This window comes from Salinispora goodfellowii (assembly GCF_059570675.1).
Window position 1 is genome coordinate 351,522 of the sequence record NZ_JCANTD010000002.1, and the last position, 14,897, is coordinate 366,418.

Consider the following 14,897-nt stretch of genomic DNA (forward strand, 5'->3'; position numbering starts at 1 on the left):
GTGCCGGGCCCGGGAAATGTCACCGCGGCGGGCTGTGCCGGGCCCGGGAAATGTCACCGCGGCGGGCTGTGCCGGGCCGCCATCGTCGCGGCAGCGGCCACCGCCGGGAAGAGGGCGTGCGCCCACACCCGGTATCCGTCAGCAGACGGGTGGAAGCCGTCGTGGCAGAACGTGCCGGCGTCGGCCCGGAAGACCGGACCGGCCTCGGTGGCGAGATCCACCACCGTCCCACCGGCGGTGAGTACCGCGAGGGTCTGGGCCCGCGCCGTCCGCCGACCGGACCAGCCGACCAGGTGCCGTAGTGGGGGCGCGATCGCGCGTACCGCCCCGAGATCGGGGCAGGTACCGGCCACGACCTCCACCCGCGCCTCACGGAGCCGGTGCACCGTCGCCCCGAGGCAGGCCGCGGCGGCGGTCGACCGACGCAGGGAGGTGGCGTCGTTCGCGCCGATCAGGATCACCGCCACATCGGGTCGTTCGCCGAGCAGTGCCCGAGCGACCTGGGTGGCCAGATCGGTGGAGCGGGAGCCCGAGACGCCCACGCTGGAGAGGTGGACCAGCTGCCCGGCCGGCCCCTCAGCGAGCAGGTGGGCGAGCTGCCCACCGACGGTATCCGCCAGCCGGCTCACGCCGACCCCGAGTGCGGACGAGTCCCCGAGCAGCACGAGCCGCAACGGGGGAGCGTCGGCCTGGCCGATCGTGGCCCGTAGGGCCAGCCCCAGCTCGGGTTGGGCATAACGCCGATGGTGGGCGGCAACGGCCTGTCCAGCCAGGAGAGCGGCACCCCCCACCGCCGCGGCGGCGAAGCAGCCGGCCGCGGCCCGCCCGAGCCGGCGGGAGAGGCCCGGGCGGAAGTGGTCAGTCACGGTGCTACCGCCCCGCGCTCAATGTTCCGCTCCTGCATGTCATCCCCTCCATCATGGGGCGAGTCCACGGCCGGGTCGGATTGGGTCACGGCACCGAAGAAGGCCCGTCGGCGCAGCTGCGCCCACCGACCCGCCGGACCGCGATCGTGGCCCCGAACCTGGGCGCCGCGGACCTCGGTCCCCGCGTGCCGCGCCGCCTCCTGGGCGGCCTCCGGCAGCGACCGTACGCCGCGGACCCGCGATGGCCCAGCCCCCCGCTCCGGACCTGCCCCGAGGGCGGAGAGGACGGTCGGCAGCAGCGCGGCGGCAGCCATCGCGTAGCCCTCCGCCGACGGGTGGAACCGGTCCCAGGCGAACAGCCGGGCCGGTTCGGCCGTGAACCGTGGACCGAGCAGGTCGCCAAGGGAGACCGTCGCGCCACCGGCCTCGACCACGGCTACCGTCTGGGCGGCGGCGAGCTGGCGACTCCAGCGGCGGGCCAGCCAGCGCAGGGGCGGCTGGATGGGGCGAATCGCCCCCAGGTCCGGGCAGGTGCCGACGACCACCGCGCAGCCAGCGCCGTGAAGCGTGGTCACTGCCTCGATCAGGTAACGCACGGCCACGGCGGGCGGGGTGCGGTTGGTGACGTCGTTACCGCCGATCAGGATGACGGCGACATCGGGTCGCGCTTCGAGCGCCGCCTCGACCTGGTGGCGCAGGACGGCGGAGAGCGCCCCCACCACGGCGAACCGGTGCAGCCGGACCGGTCGGTGTAGCCGGCGGGAAACCCCGGTGGCGAGCAGCGCCCCCGGTGTTTCGCGGCGGCGGTGCACGCCGTAGCCGGCGGCGCAGGAGTCGCCCAGTACGACCATGGTGACCGCTGGTCCGGGCAGCTTTGCCCCGTAGACTCCATCGCAGCGCGGCGGCGGCGCCTCGGCCGGGGGGATGCTTCGTCGTGCCTGCCGAGCCTGGCCGATCAGGACACCACCGGCGGTCGCCGCGGCGGCGGCCGCGGCGACCGCGCCGAGCACCACCAGCCGGGTGACGCGCCAGGTGACCTGCCAGCGTGGACCGGCCGGGACAACGGAATCAGCGACCCCCATGCACCGACATTACGCGAACCCGCCACCGGACGCCGTCGCCCGAGACGGCTCCCCGCTGCCGGGAACAGGTCCGGCCAGACTTGCGCCGGGGCGGGACGATGGCGTAGGGGAAGGAGTGAGCAGATGGGGAAGACACTGCACCGGCGGGCGGCGTTCCTCGCGTTGGCCCGGGCGCTTGTGGTCGGGGTACGAGGCGGTCCGGGGCTCGGGGCACGGGTGGCGGCGCTGCCCCGGATGATCCTGGCGACCGTCCGGGGACGGTATGACGGGGGCCTCCGGCTGGCGCTGATGACCGCCGCCACGGCCTACATCGTCTCGCCGGTCGACCTGCTGCCGGAGCTTGGGCTGGCGCTGCTCGGGCTGGCCGACGACGCGGTCGTGGTCACCTGGCTCGCCGGCAGCGTACTCGCCGAGACCGAGCGGTTTCTGGAGTGGGAGGCGCGCCAGGCTTCGGTCGTCCCGGGCGAGGTGGCGGGCTGACGGGACGTAGGCTGAGCGCGCGACATCCGTAATCGTCTGCCCGGCCGCCCACCCGGCGGCACCGGAGGAGAAGGGCACAACCAGGTGCAGTACTACGACAACGTCGTCGAGTTGATCGGCAACACCCCGCTGGTACGCCTGCGCAACGTGACTGAGGGCATCCAGGCCACCGTCCTGGTGAAGGTGGAGTACCTGAACCCCGGCGGGTCGGTCAAGGATCGGATCGCCCTGCGCATGGTGGAGGACGCCGAGCAGGCGGGGATCCTCCGACCGGGCGGCACGATCGTCGAGCCGACCAGTGGCAACACCGGGGTCGGGCTGGCACTGGTGGCCCAGCTCAAGGGCTACCGGTGCGTCTTTGTCTGCCCGGACAAGGTCAGCCAGGACAAGCAGGACGTGCTGCGCGCCTACGGCGCCGAGGTGGTCGTCTGCCCGACCGCGGTCGCGCCCGCGGATCCCCGCTCCTACTACAACGTCTCCGATCGCCTCGCCCAGGAGATCCCTGGCGCCTGGAAGCCCAACCAGTACGCCCACCCGGCGAACCCCCGCTCCCACTACGAGACCACCGGTCCGGAGCTGTGGGCGCAGACCGAGGGTCGGATCACCCACTTCGTCGCGGGGGTCGGCACCGGTGGCACGATCTCCGGTATCGGGCGCTACCTGAAGGAGGCGTCGGCGGGGCGGGTCAAGGTGATCGGCGCTGACCCGGAGGGGTCGGTCTACTCCGGCGGCACCGGGCGGCCGTACCTGGTCGAGGGGGTCGGTGAGGACTTCTGGCCGGAGACCTACGACCGGGAGATCGCCGACGGGATCGTTGAGGTCTCCGACCAGGCGTCGTTCGAGATGACCCGCCGGCTGGCCCGGACCGAGGGGCTGCTGGTCGGTGGCTCCTGCGGGATGGCGGTCGTCGCGGGGCTGGAGGTGGCCCGTACGGCCGGGCCGGACGACGTGGTCGTGGTGCTGCTGCCGGACGGGGGGCGCGGCTACCTGTCCAAGATCTTCAACGACTCGTGGATGGCCCGGTACGGCTTCCTGGACAACTCCGGCAACGAGCCGACCATCGCCGAGACCCTCGCCGGCAAGCCGGGTGGTTTGCCGGAGTTGGTGCACGTGCACCCGACCGAGACGGTTCGGGACGCGATCGACTACCTGCGCGAGTACGGCGTCTCCCAACTGCCGGTGCTGAAGGCTGAACCGCCGGTGGTGACCGGCGAGGTGGCCGGGTCGGTCGCGGAGCGGGACCTGCTCGACGCGCTCTTCACCGGCCAGGCGCAGCTGCACGACACCATCGAGCGGCACATGGCCGCGCCGCTGCCGATGATCGGCGGTGGGCAGCCGGTCAGCGAGGCGGTGGCCCTGCTGGAGAAGTCCGACGCCGCTCTGGTGCTGATCGACGGCAAACCGAAGGGGGTTCTCACTCGGCAGGACCTACTCGCCCACCTCGGTTCCCGCTGACGGGCGCTGGATCAATCCGCAGGGCCCTTGCCGACTTGGGCGTGGGCCCTGCGGTGCGCCTCGCCCAACCGGAGCTACAACTCCCGCCGGTAGCGGAGCAGCACGGCGGGGGTCGAGCCGATCATTTCCTCCTGGGTGACGCCGGTTGGCCGCCACCCGTCCCGCTCGTAGAAGCGGCGGGCCGGTCCGTTCTGCCGTAACACCCAGAGGGCCGCGACCCGCCAGCCTCGGGAGCGCATCTCGGCCAGGGCGTCGGCCATCAGCATCCGGCCCAGCCCGCGGCCCCGCTCTGCCGGCTCCAGGTAGACCGCGTGGAGCAGCCCGGTGGCGGGCTCACCCTGGTCGTCCGGGCCGAGGTAACTGAAGCCGACCAGGTGGCCATCCCGTTCCGCCACGGTCAGCATGTGGTCGGCGCGCTCGTGACTCCAGCGTTCTCGCCAGTACTGTCCCAGCGCCGCCGGCGTCGGCTCGGCCAGCGTCTCGGTGGTCAGGAAGGGCGTGTAGGCGGCGGCTCGGGAACGTTGGTGCAGCGCCCCGACCGCGATCAGGTCGTCCACCGTCCCAGGGCGGAGCGTGACGGTCACCTGGCCGAGGGTACCCGCCGGGGTGGTACCGGTACGGTCGTCAGGTCCTCGGCGACCACCAGATCACCCGCGAAGTACTCCCGGGCCTCGGCGGCAAAGCGGTCCAGGTCCGGGTAGCGCTGGGAGAAGTGGGTGAGCACGAGGCGGCGTACCCCGCACTCGGTGGCGACCCGCGCCGCCTGCCCCGCGGTCAGGTGCCCAACCTCGGCGGCGAGTGCGGCCTCCGAGGCCAGGAAGGTGGCCTCGATGACCAGGAGGTCGGCGTTGTCGGCGAGGTCGTACACCGCGTCGCAGAGGCCGGTGTCCATCACGAACGCGAACCGCTGGCCCGGCCGCGGCGCGCTCATCTGCTCCCGGGTGACCCGCCGTCCCGCCACGTCGAGGTGGCCGACGCGGAGCAGTTCGCCGATGGCCGGGCCGGCGATGCCGTGGGCGGCCAGCCGCTCCGGCAGCATCCGGTGCCCGTCCGGCTCGACCAGCCGATATCCGTACGTCTCGACCGGGTGTTGGAGCCGGCGGGCCTCCAGCATGCCGCCGTGGATCGCGATCTGCTGCCCGTCGGTGGCGATCGGTACGACGGCCAGCTCGGCGGTCTCGTAGAAACTCGACGCGTGCCGCAGCCGGGCGAAGTACTCGGCACCGCCGGCCGGAAAGTGGACCGTGACCGGGTGCGGCACCCGGTCCAGGGAGAGCCGCTGAATGGTGCCGGGGAGCCCGAGACAGTGGTCGCCGTGGAAGTGCGTGACACAGATCCGGGTCAGGTCGGTGGCGGTGACCGTGCTGTACAGCAGCTGCCGCTGGCTGCCCTCCCCCGGGTCGAAGAGGATCACCTCGTCGTCCCAGCGCAGGACGTACCCGTTGTGGTTTCGGGTGCGGGTCGGCGTCTGGCTGGCCGTCCCGAGTACCACCAGTTCCCGCGTCGACATGCCGCCCTCCTGTCGCCCTGGCCGCTGCTGGGGAATGAACGACCCCCGGGGCTTCCGCGCTGACGCGCGGGCCGGCTGGACTGGGCCGGCACCCCGGGGGTCGGGTGGCTGTCATGGATTCGCCGCACCGCTGCCACACGGTCTCGACGATCTTTACTGCCCACCTGGTGGGGTGGACGACTGTCGAGGACAGCGGCTAGCGGGCAGCCACCTCACGAGTCCGATTGCTATACAAGTCTGGACCACCTCCTTTCCCGTGTAGCGTCACGCTATCCACAGCGCTGTGCCCGCGGCAACGGATTTCGATCACAAGCGGCCGGAAGGCGGATCGAGTTCGCGGTAGCCGCCGGGTGCTGGGCCGTCCGGGTGCTGGGCCGCCGGGCGGTGGGCGTACTCAGCGGAGGTCGGGCAGGCCGATCGGGCCCTCGCGTGGTCCGTCCTCCTGCGCGGGCTGTACGGCCAGCGACGGGAAGTTGACCAGTTCCCCCGCGGGCTCAGCGTCCCACTCCGGGAAGACCAGTTCGCTCTGGAGGTAGAGACAGAGCAGCTGGGTCAGGTGGCGCAGCCCGTCCAGGTGGGTGCGCTCATGGCCGTGGGTGGCGTCCACCCCGAACCCGAGCAGCGCCACCCGGGCGTGCGCACCGGCCTCGACCGCCGCCGCGACATCCGAACGGTAGTTGTCGAAGACGTCCCGGACCAGGTCGACGCCGTTCTCGCGGGCGATCGCCGCCAGGTTGCGGGTCAGGTGGTAGTCGAACGGGCCCACCCCGTCGCCCATCGCCAGGGTCGCCGCGTCCTCCCGGGACTGCTGGCCGGGGGCGACCACGGCCGCGTCCACCGAGACGATCTCGGCCACATCCGGATCCAGCCCGTGGGAGGCGCCGTGGCCGATCTCCTCCGTGACCGTGACCAACAGGTGCGCGCTGACCGCCGGGGTGACCCCGGCGTCAACCAACGCCTTGCAGGCGGTCAGCACCGCCGCCACGCCCGCCTTGTCGTCCAGATGGCGGGACTTCACGTACCCGGCGGGGGTGACCTGTGGGTTGGGTAGGAGCGCCACGAAGTCGCCCACGTCGATCCCCAGCGCACGGAGGCCGGCGGTGTCGTACACCGGCTCGTCCACCCGGACCTCGACCAACTCCCAGCCGATGCCCTGGGAGTCCACCGCCTCGTTGTAACGGTGCCCACTGGCCTTCAACGGCAGCACCTGACCGGTGAGCACCCGATCCAGGTGATCGGTGAAGACCCGGACGTGGGCGCCCTCGGCGAAACGTGCGCTGTGCGTCCCGATCGGCTGGAGCTCCAGCCGCCCGTTCTCCTTGAGCCGCTTCACCATCCCGCCGATGACATCGGTGTGCACCACGATCGCCCGGTCGGCCCCAGTCGTCCGCGGGCCCGGCAGGTAGGCGCTGAGCGCGCCGCGTCGGGTCAGCGTGGACGGGATCCCGAGCGCCGCCAGCCGTTCGCCCACGTACTGCTGTACGTGGTCGGTACGGCCGGCCGGGCTCGGAATCTCCAGTAGCTCCACCAGGACGTGGCGTAGGTAGTCGAGGTCGAGTGGGAGGGGTACGGGCTGGCTCGGGGTCATACTCCAGAGCTTGCCGCACCCGCCGGGGACCAGAGGCGTTGCGGTGCCCGGGTCCCGGGGAAGAGGAGATCGACGAAGCGTTCGGCGGTCGGCTGCGGCTCGTGGTTGGCCAGGCCGGGTCGCTCGTTCGCCTCGATGAAGACGTGCTCGGGGTCTTCCGCGGCGGGTACCAACAGGTCCAGCCCGGTCACCGGAATGTCCAGTGCCCTGCTCGCGGTCACGCACGCCTCGGCGATCTCCGGGTGCAGCTCCGCGGTGACATCGTGGATCGTGCCACCGGTGTGCAGGTTGGCGGTCCGGCGGACGACCAGCAACTCGCCCTCCGGCAGGATGCCGGTCAGGGTGTAGCCGGCTTCGGCGACCACCTCGCGGGTCATCTCGTCCAGTGGAATGCGGGACTCGCCGCCCGTCGCGGCGGCCCGACGGCGGCTCTGACGCGTGATCAGCTCGGCGATGTCGTGCACCCCGTCGCCGATGATCGACGCGGGCCGGCGCACCGCGGCCGCCACCACCTCATGATCGATCATGACGACGCGTAGATCCTCACCGGTGCGCAACTCCTCGAGCAGCACCTCCGGGCAGTATCGGGCGGCCAGCTCGACGGCCGTCCGCAGGGCTTCGGCGGTGTGTACGCCGACGGTGATTCCCTTGCCCTGCTCGCCCCGGGCCGGCTTCACGACCAATCCACCGACCTCGGCCAGGAACGCGGCGTCGGCCCCGTCCCCGGTGGCCGTCCGGCCCCGCGGCACGGAGAGCCCGGCCTGGGTGAGGATCCGCCGGGTGACCCGCTTGTCGTCACAGCGGCTCATCGCCACCGCCGAGGTCAGCTCGGAGAGCGACTCGCGGGTGAGGATCGTCCGGCCGCCGCTGGTCAGCCGCAACTCACCCCAGGTCGGGTCGGTCACCTCCACCCGGATGCCCCGGCGCATCGCCTCGTCCGCGACGATCTGCGCGTACGGGTTGAGCTCGTCGTACCCCTCCGGCATGGCGGGGAGGAAGAGCCGCTCGTTGATCGGGTTCTTCCGCTTCACACAGAGTGCGGTGACGCGGTAGAAACCGAGCCGTTCATAGAGCCGGATCGCGCCCTCGTTCTCGGCGAGCACCGACAGGTCCACGTACGCCCGTCCCCGGTTGACCAACCGGGCCGCCAGTTCGGTGATGAGCGCCTGGCCGGTGCCGGGCGGCGCGGCGTTGAAGTCCACGGTCAGGCACCAGAGGCTGGAACCGCCGTCCGGGTCGTCGAAGACGGCGACGTGGTCCACCCCGGTGATGGTGCCGACGATCTCGCCGGTCGCGTTCTCGGCGACCAGGTGCAGGAAACTGTCGGTGGTGGCGTTGGTGACGAGCACCTCCACCGGCGCGGTCACCATGCCGTTGGCCGCGTAGATCCGATTGACGTCCTCGGCGTCCTGCGCGTCCCGCAGCGGCCGGATCCGCAGGCCGGGGACTTCCGGGGCGGCGATCCCCTCGCCGTGCAGCGGCAGCCGGAAGGTCAGCGACGGGTCGATGAACAGCTCGTCCGGCAGCCGGGAGACGAGTACGTGCGGATCGTCCAGGTAGATGCAGATGTCCCGGGCGCCGGCCGCCTCCGAGCGCAGCACGTCGGCGACGTCGGCCTGGTCGGCGTAGGTCTGGCCGAACACCAACCGGCCCCAGCCGCAGTCGAGCACGACGCCCGCGGCGGGCGCGTCGTCGACGTGCTCCGCCGCGGGTACGACGGCCGGGCTGGCTGAGGTGGCCGCGGCGGCAACCGGGTCGCCGCCGGGGCCGACCCGCTCGAACCGACGGCTCCGGCCCCGTACCTGATCTGCCAGTGCTACCCCGGTCGCGAGGCTTCCCGACATGGTCAACCGATTCCGTGGTTCTGGAGCCACATTTCCAGGAGTCCGAGTTGCCACAGCTTGTTTCCGTTCAACGGGGTCAGTTCGGCGTTCGGGTCGTCGAGCAGCGCGTTGACGTAGTCGGTGCGGTACAGCCCTCGCCGGCGAGCCTCCGGCGCGGAGAGCGCGTCGCGGACCCGGTCGAGGAGCTTGCCCTCCAGGTGGGTGAGGCCCGGAACCGGGAAGTAGCCCTTCGGCCGGTCGATGACCTCGTGCGGCAGGACCCGCCGGCCGATCTCCTTGAGCACGCCCTTGCCGCCCTGGGCCAGCTTCAGCTCCGGCGGGCAGGTCGCCGCGAGCTCCACGAACTCGTGGTCGAGGAACGGGACCCGGGCCTCCAGCCCGTGTGCCATGGTCATGTTGTCGACCCGCTTCACCGGGTCGTCGGTCAGCATGATCTGCGTGTCGATCCGCAGGCCGGCGTCGACCGCGGTCTGCGCCCCGGCCTGGGCCAGGTGGGCGGCGACGAACTCGCGTGCCGGGTCCCCGTCGGCCAGCCAGGCCGGGTTGAGTACGCGCGCCAGCCCGGCCGCGTCCCGGTCGAAGAACGCCCGGGCGTACGTGTCGAGCGCCTCCTCCCGCGCGACCTGCGCCAGCGGCGGGTACCAGTGGTAGCCGCCCAGGATCTCGTCCGCGCCCTGACCGGACTGGACGACCTTGACGTGTCGGGCCACCTCCTGGCTGAGCAGGTAGAACGCGACGCAGTCATGGCTGACCATCGGCTCGCTCATCGCGGCGACCGCCGCCTCCAGCGGCGGCACCAGGTCCTGCGACGGGACGCGGATCTGGTGGTGGTCACTGTCGAAGGTCTTCGCCACCAGGTCCGAGTAGCGGAATTCGTCACCCTCCCGCCCCCCGACCGAGTCGAAGCCGATGGAGAAGGTGGAGAGGCCGCGCTGGCCCTCCCCGGCGAGTAGGGCCACCACCAGGCTCGAGTCCAGGCCGCCGGAGAGCAGCACGCCGACCGGTACGTCGGCGACCATCCGTCGCCGTACGGCGGTGGTCAGCGAGCCCAGCAGGGCGTCCTGCCAGTCCTGGGCCGACCAGCCGGCGCGTTCGGGGTTCCGGGTGAAGGACGGATTCCAGTAGACCCGCTCGTGGCTGCGGCCGTCCGGCTCGTAGACCCGGATGGTGGCCGGGGGGAGCTTGGCCACCCCGCGCAGGATGGTGCGCGGGGGCGGCACGATGCTGTGGAAGCTCAGGTAGTGCGCCAGCGCGACCGGGTCGATCTCGGTGTTGACGCCGCCGCCGGCCAGTAGCGCCGGCAGGGTGCTGGCGAAGCGGACCACACCCGGCGTTTCGGCCAGGTAGAGCGGCTTGATGCCGAGCCGGTCCCGGGCCAGCACGAGTCGGCCGGTGTCCCGCTCGGTGATCGCCACGGCGAACATGCCGACGAGGTGGTCAACGAAGTCAAGGCCCCATTCGGCGTACGCCTTGACCACCACCTCGCTGTCTCCGGAGGAGAAGAAGTGGTGCCCCTTGGCCTGCAGTTCCGTCCGTAGTTCCCGGTAGTTGTAGATGCAGCCGTTGAAGACTCCGGTCAGGCCGGTGGCGGCGTCCACGACGGGTTGGCCACTGGCGGCCGAGAGGTCGATGATCTTAAGGCGGCGGTGTCCCAGGGCGATCGCTCCCTGTGCCCACACCCCGCTGCCGTCCGGCCCTCGGTCACTCATCGTGGCTGCCATGCGCTCCACCGCGGCCACGTCGGCCCGGGAACCATCACGGCGAAACTCTCCCGCAAGTCCGCACATGTCAGCCCATGCTGCCAGAGGATATTGCGATTAGCCTGTTGAGACTATGACGGTCGTGTAAAAGGGTTGCTAGAATTCCCGTCTTCCACTGCGCAGAGTTACGGTTCATGGGGTGAGGGTGGCACTTCGTGTCACGCGTGGTCACTCTGCGAGGATCTGTTCCCGTCACCCCATGTGATGATTGACCCATTTATGGAATCCGATATTCCGGGCGCGTCGTCGGCATGAGTGACCCACCGTGGTCGCCTCGGCTGGCGGCGGAGATGGCTCAAGTTGGACAGGCTGGGCTCTTCCACCGGGACCCGTCGTGATCCGACTGATGGAGGCTGTCGATGGGCCATGCTCCGCATTCCGGGCACGTGTCACCAGCTCAAGCTAGGCCGGCGCCGAGGACGCACGGTGGGAATGCAGGAGGGGCGTTGTGGCCGCCGCGGCCCCTCCCGCACCTCTACCTGGTCAGTCTCGGTTTGCCGGTTGGTCGGAAGGGGCGCAGAAGCTGAGCCCGGTGGGGCCGTGGTTGCAGTAGCCGCCGGGATTCTTGGTCGGCGCGAGGTACTGCTGGTGGTGCCCCTCGGCGAGGTAGTAGTCGCCGAGTGGGCTGATCTCCGTGGTGATCTCGCCCTTGCCGGCGCGGGCCACGACCGGTGCGAACGCGTCGCGGGACGCCAGCGCGGTGGTCAGCTGCTCGTCGGTGGTCGGGTAGATCGCCGACCGGTACTGGGTGCCCGTGTCGTTGCCCTGCCGCATGCCCTGGGTCGGGTCGTGGTTCTCCCAGAAGACCTTCAACAGGTCCTCGTATGTGATCTTCGTCGGGTCGTAGCTGACCTGGACGACCTCGGCGTGCCCGGTCCGGCCGGAGCAGACCTCGTCGTACGACGGGTTCGGCGTGTAGCCGCCCGCGTAGCCCACCGAGGTGGTGAGCACGCCGGGCAGCGTCCAGAACAGCCGCTCGGCACCCCAGAAACAACCCATCCCGAAGACGGCGACCTCGGTTCCGTCGGGGAACGGACCCGTCAGCGGGGTGCCCAATACCTCGTGCGGGTCGGTGACCGGTGACGCGACCGGGCGGCCGGGCAGGGCCTCCTCCGGGCTGATCAGTTGGGCCTTCGTACGGCGCAGGAACACGATGGGACTCCTCTCATACCCTTCCCCGGCTGCAACGCCGGCCGGCCCGGCTTCCTTACCCGCGCCGACGGCTGCCCTACCCCGCGATGGTGGCGCTCAGGCGGAACCCGGCAGCGCCGCGCGGATCCGGTCGGCGTGGCCGGCCGCCTCGGCGTCGTCCCGGTAGCGGGTGCGGGGCCAGAAGAAGCCGCGCAGCCCGTCGCCCCTCGTCCGCGGCACCACATGGGTGTGCAGGTGCGGAACCGATTGCGACACCTTGTTGTTCATCGCCACGAACGTGCCGCCCGCACCCAGCCCGGCCTCAACCGCGACGGCGAGCCGGCGGACCAACCCGAAGTAGCCCGGCAGCGCCGGAGCGGGCAGGTCCGCCAGCGTGACCAGGTGGGGACGCGGCACCACGAGCAGGTGGCCCTTGAACACCGGCCGGGTGTCCAGGAAGGCCACGCCACCGGGCTCGTCCACGACCCGGAACGCCGGCACCTCGCCCGCCACGATCCCGCAGAACACGCATCCGTTCATCCCTCGGCAGGGTAGCCCAGACCGGGCCCGACTAACGTTCCGGTCATGAGTAACGGCTTCGAGACGCTCGCCATCCACGCCGGTCAGGCCCCAGAGGCCCGCACCGGTGCGGTGATCCCCCCGATTTACCAGACCAGCACGTACGCGCAGGACGCCGTCGGCGCGCCGCGCCAGGGCTACGAGTACAGCCGCTCCGGCAACCCGACCCGGGACGCCCTGCAGGAGTGCCTGGCCGCGCTGGAAGGCGGCGCCGTCGGTCTCGCCTTCGCCAGTGGCCTCGCCGCCGAGGACACGCTGCTGCGGGCGGTCTGCGCCCCCGGCGACCACGTGGTCATCCCGGACGACGCCTACGGCGGCACCTACCGGCTCTTCGCCCGGGTCGCCGAGCGCTGGGGCCTGTCCTACACCCCGGCCCGGGTCGCCGACCCCGACGCGGTCCGGGCCGCGATCCGGCCGGGCCAGACGAAGATCGTCTGGGTGGAGACCCCCACCAACCCGTTGCTCGGCATCGCCGACATCGCCGCCCTCGCGGCGATCGCCCACGAGGCGGGGGCGTTGCTCGTGGTGGACAACACCTTCGCCTCCCCGTACCTGCAGCAGCCGATCGCCTTCGGTGCCGACGTCGTCGTGCACTCAACCACCAAGTACATCGGTGGACACTCCGACGTGGTCGGTGGGGCGCTGGTCGTCGCCGACCCCGAGCTCGGTGCCGAGCTGGGTTATCACCAGAACGCGATGGGTGCGATCAACGGGCCGTTCGACGCCTGGCTCACCCTGCGCGGGATCAAGACCCTCGGCGTACGCATGGATCGGCACTGCGACAACGCCGAGCGGATCGCCACCTTCCTGGACGGGCACCCGTCGGTCGCCTCGGTCAGCTACCCCGGCCTGCCCACCCACCCCGGGTACGAGGTGGCCGTGAAGCAGATGCGGCGCTTCGGCGGGATGGTCTCCTTCCGCGCCGCCGGCGGCGCGGAGCGGGCCGTAGAGATCTGTAACCGGGCGAAGCTGTTCGTGCTCGCCGAGTCGCTCGGCGGGGTGGAGTCCCTGATCGAGCATCCGGGTCGGATGACCCACGCCGGTGCGGCCGGCTCGCCGCTTGAAGTTCCCGGCGATCTCGTGCGACTGTCTGTCGGCATTGAGACGGTAGACGACCTGCTGGCTGATCTGGAGCAGGCGCTGGGCTGATCGCAGGGGCTGGGGGAGGGTGGCCGTGCAGGAGATCGTGCCGACCTGGGTGGGGGCGACTGCCAAGCAGATCGCCCGCGGCGTGCGCCGCGGTGACATCTCCGCCACCCAGGTCATCGCCGACCATCTCGACCACCTCGCCCGGGTCGACCCCGACCTGGCCGCGTTCCGGCGGGTACGTGCCGGTGCGGCGGTCACCGAGGCGGAGAAGGTCGACGAGCTGGAGGACCTGGCTGACCTTCCGCTGGCCGGGGTGCCGGTGGCGGTCAAGGAGAACACCGCAGTCGCCGGACTGCCCACCTGGAACGGTTCGGCTGCCGCACAGACCCCGGTGGCGGAGGCCGACCACGAGGTGGTCCGGCGGCTGCGCGGTGCGGGCGCGGTGATTCTCGGCGTCACCCGGATGCCGGAGCTGGGCCTGTGGGGGGTGACCGACGACGCGACCGCGGTGACCCGAAACCCGTGGGACCGCGGCCGTACCCCCGGCGGCTCGTCCGGGGGGTCGGCCGCGGCGGTGGCCGCGGGGCTGGTGCCGATCGCGCACGGCAACGACGGGCTCGGGTCGATCCGGATTCCGGCGGCCTGCTGCGGTCTGGTCGGCCTCAAGCCCGGGCGCGGGGTGGTGCCCTGCCAACTCGGCGCGGACGACTGGTTCGGCCTCACCGAGCACGGGATGCTGACCACCACCGTCGCCGACGCGGCGGTCGGTTTTCAGACGCTCGCCGGCCGGCGGCAGGAGAAGCTTGTCCCGCCGGCCCGGCTTCGGGTCGGCGTGTCCCTGCGCTCCCCGGTGCGGGGCATCTCGCCGGACGCGTCGAACCGGGACGCGGTCGCCGCCGCCGGCCGACTGCTCGCCGCCGCCGGGCACGACACCGTGCCTGCCGACCCGAACTACTCGACGGCGCTCGGCCTGCAGGGCCTCGCCACCTGGTTCGCCGCGGCCGCCGCGGATGTCCAGGCCGCCGGTCTGGACCGGCGGAGCCTGCAGAAGCGCAACCGCCGGCACGTCCGGCTCGGGGAGTGGGTGCAGCGCCGGGGTTACGTCCGCCCGGCCGACCGGGCGGACTGGCGGGAGCGCTCGATCGGGCTCTTCACCGACCACTCGATCGACCTGCTGCTCACCCCGGCCCTGGCGAGCATCCCCCCGGCGGCGATCAGCTGGTCGGCTCGCTCCTGGCCGGCGAACGTACTGGCCAACCTTCGTTACGCCCCGTACACCGCACCGTGGAATCTCGCCGGACTACCCGCGCTGGTGGTGCCGGTGGGGCGTCGTCCGGACGGGCTGCCGGTGGCGGTCCAGCTGGTCGGTCCGCCCGGGTCCGAGCTCCTGTTGCTCGGGGTGGCCGGCCAGTTCGAGATGCAGGCCCCCTGGGCCCGCCACGCCAATGGCTATCCCCGGGGCGAGATGCCCTCCCCGGCTGCCGGGTGACGCATCCGCCGGCGGACCACCACC

Annotated in this window: 13 protein-coding genes; 4 read left to right on the forward strand and 9 right to left on the reverse strand. The window is 71.7% G+C overall.

All coding sequences use genetic code 11. The features are described from left to right. Nucleotides 1–53 precede the first annotated feature (53 nt). Both T398_RS04055 and T398_RS04060 read right to left on the reverse strand, forming a co-directional pair. The gene (locus T398_RS04055; RefSeq protein ID WP_496444669.1) at nucleotides 54–866 is read right to left on the reverse strand and encodes an SGNH/GDSL hydrolase family protein; all 813 of its coding nucleotides are present in this window, start codon (nucleotides 864–866) and stop codon (nucleotides 54–56) included. Next, nucleotides 863–1,948, reverse strand: coding sequence for an SGNH/GDSL hydrolase family protein (locus T398_RS04060; protein WP_496444671.1), 1,086 nt, complete (start codon nucleotides 1,946–1,948; stop codon nucleotides 863–865). Before T398_RS04060 ends, T398_RS04055 begins: the two co-directional genes overlap by 4 nt. Nucleotides 1,949–2,071: 123 nt before the next feature. On the opposite strand from T398_RS04060, the gene T398_RS04065 reads away from it, so the two are divergent. Together T398_RS04065 and T398_RS04070 are read left to right on the forward strand one after the other, a co-directional pair. Beyond that, nucleotides 2,072–2,428, forward strand: coding sequence for a DUF1232 domain-containing protein (locus T398_RS04065; protein ID WP_496444673.1), 357 nt, complete (start codon nucleotides 2,072–2,074; stop codon nucleotides 2,426–2,428). Nucleotides 2,429–2,512: 84 nt separating this feature from the next. After that, nucleotides 2,513–3,883 carry a cystathionine beta-synthase gene (locus T398_RS04070; RefSeq protein ID WP_496444675.1) on the forward strand — a complete coding sequence of 457 codons (1,371 nt, stop codon included), beginning with the start codon at nucleotides 2,513–2,515 and terminating at the stop codon, nucleotides 3,881–3,883. 74 nt (nucleotides 3,884–3,957) lie between these two features. Here T398_RS04070 and T398_RS04075 read toward each other — a convergent pair whose 3' ends face one another. The 7 genes from T398_RS04075 to T398_RS04105 form a co-directional block, all read right to left on the reverse strand. After that, entirely contained in the window at nucleotides 3,958–4,467 is a 510-nt protein-coding gene (locus tag T398_RS04075) for a GNAT family N-acetyltransferase (RefSeq protein ID WP_496444677.1), read from the reverse strand. After that, nucleotides 4,464–5,393: a ribonuclease Z gene (locus T398_RS04080; RefSeq protein WP_496444679.1), complete on the reverse strand. Its 930-nt coding sequence runs from the start codon at nucleotides 5,391–5,393 to the stop codon at nucleotides 4,464–4,466. The genes T398_RS04075 and T398_RS04080 overlap by 4 nt, the downstream gene beginning before the upstream one ends. Nucleotides 5,394–5,787: 394 nt before the next feature. Then, the gene (locus T398_RS04085) at nucleotides 5,788–6,981 is read right to left on the reverse strand and encodes an osmoprotectant NAGGN system M42 family peptidase (protein WP_496444681.1); all 1,194 of its coding nucleotides are present in this window, start codon (nucleotides 6,979–6,981) and stop codon (nucleotides 5,788–5,790) included. After that, nucleotides 6,978–8,825 (reverse strand): N-acetylglutaminylglutamine synthetase, encoded by a 1,848-nt coding sequence (ngg, locus tag T398_RS04090; RefSeq protein ID WP_496444684.1) that lies wholly within the window; start codon nucleotides 8,823–8,825, stop codon nucleotides 6,978–6,980. The genes T398_RS04085 and ngg overlap by 4 nt, the downstream gene beginning before the upstream one ends. A 2-nt stretch (nucleotides 8,826–8,827) precedes the next feature. Beyond that, nucleotides 8,828–10,612 (reverse strand): N-acetylglutaminylglutamine amidotransferase, encoded by a 1,785-nt coding sequence (locus tag T398_RS04095; RefSeq protein ID WP_496444686.1) that lies wholly within the window; start codon nucleotides 10,610–10,612, stop codon nucleotides 8,828–8,830. Nucleotides 10,613–11,068: 456 nt separating this feature from the next. Beyond that, on the reverse strand, nucleotides 11,069–11,737 hold the full coding sequence (msrA, locus tag T398_RS04100; RefSeq protein WP_496444688.1) for a peptide-methionine (S)-S-oxide reductase MsrA: 669 nt from the start codon (nucleotides 11,735–11,737) through the stop codon (nucleotides 11,069–11,071). A gap of 96 nt (nucleotides 11,738–11,833) precedes the next feature. Beyond that, entirely contained in the window at nucleotides 11,834–12,244 is a 411-nt protein-coding gene (locus T398_RS04105) for an HIT family protein (protein WP_496444938.1), read from the reverse strand. A gap of 57 nt (nucleotides 12,245–12,301) precedes the next feature. On the opposite strand from T398_RS04105, the gene T398_RS04110 reads away from it, so the two are divergent. After that, nucleotides 12,302–13,444, forward strand: a complete 1,143-nt coding sequence (locus T398_RS04110) for a cystathionine gamma-synthase (RefSeq protein WP_496444690.1) — start codon at nucleotides 12,302–12,304, stop codon at nucleotides 13,442–13,444. Between the two features lie 19 nt (nucleotides 13,445–13,463). Then, a complete protein-coding gene (locus T398_RS04115; RefSeq protein WP_496444692.1) occupies nucleotides 13,464–14,873 on the forward strand; it encodes an amidase in 1,410 nt (469 codons plus the stop codon). Nucleotides 14,874–14,897: the final 24 nt, after the last annotated feature.

Excerpts from the sequence above, each read along its gene's own strand:
- ngg (WP_496444684.1), bottom strand. The coding sequence starts at position 8,825 with ATGTCGGGAAGCCTCGCGACCGGGGTAGCACTGGCAGATCAGGTACGG.
- T398_RS04095 (WP_496444686.1), bottom strand. The coding sequence starts at position 10,612 with ATGTGCGGACTTGCGGGAGAGTTTCGCCGTGATGGTTCCCGGGCCGAC.
- T398_RS04080 (WP_496444679.1), bottom strand. The coding sequence starts at position 5,393 with ATGTCGACGCGGGAACTGGTGGTACTCGGGACGGCCAGCCAGACGCCG.
- T398_RS04110 (WP_496444690.1), top strand. The coding sequence starts at position 12,302 with ATGAGTAACGGCTTCGAGACGCTCGCCATCCACGCCGGTCAGGCCCCA.
- T398_RS04085 (WP_496444681.1), bottom strand. The coding sequence starts at position 6,981 with ATGACCCCGAGCCAGCCCGTACCCCTCCCACTCGACCTCGACTACCTA.
- T398_RS04065 (WP_496444673.1), top strand. The coding sequence starts at position 2,072 with ATGGGGAAGACACTGCACCGGCGGGCGGCGTTCCTCGCGTTGGCCCGG.
- T398_RS04060 (WP_496444671.1), bottom strand. The coding sequence starts at position 1,948 with ATGGGGGTCGCTGATTCCGTTGTCCCGGCCGGTCCACGCTGGCAGGTC.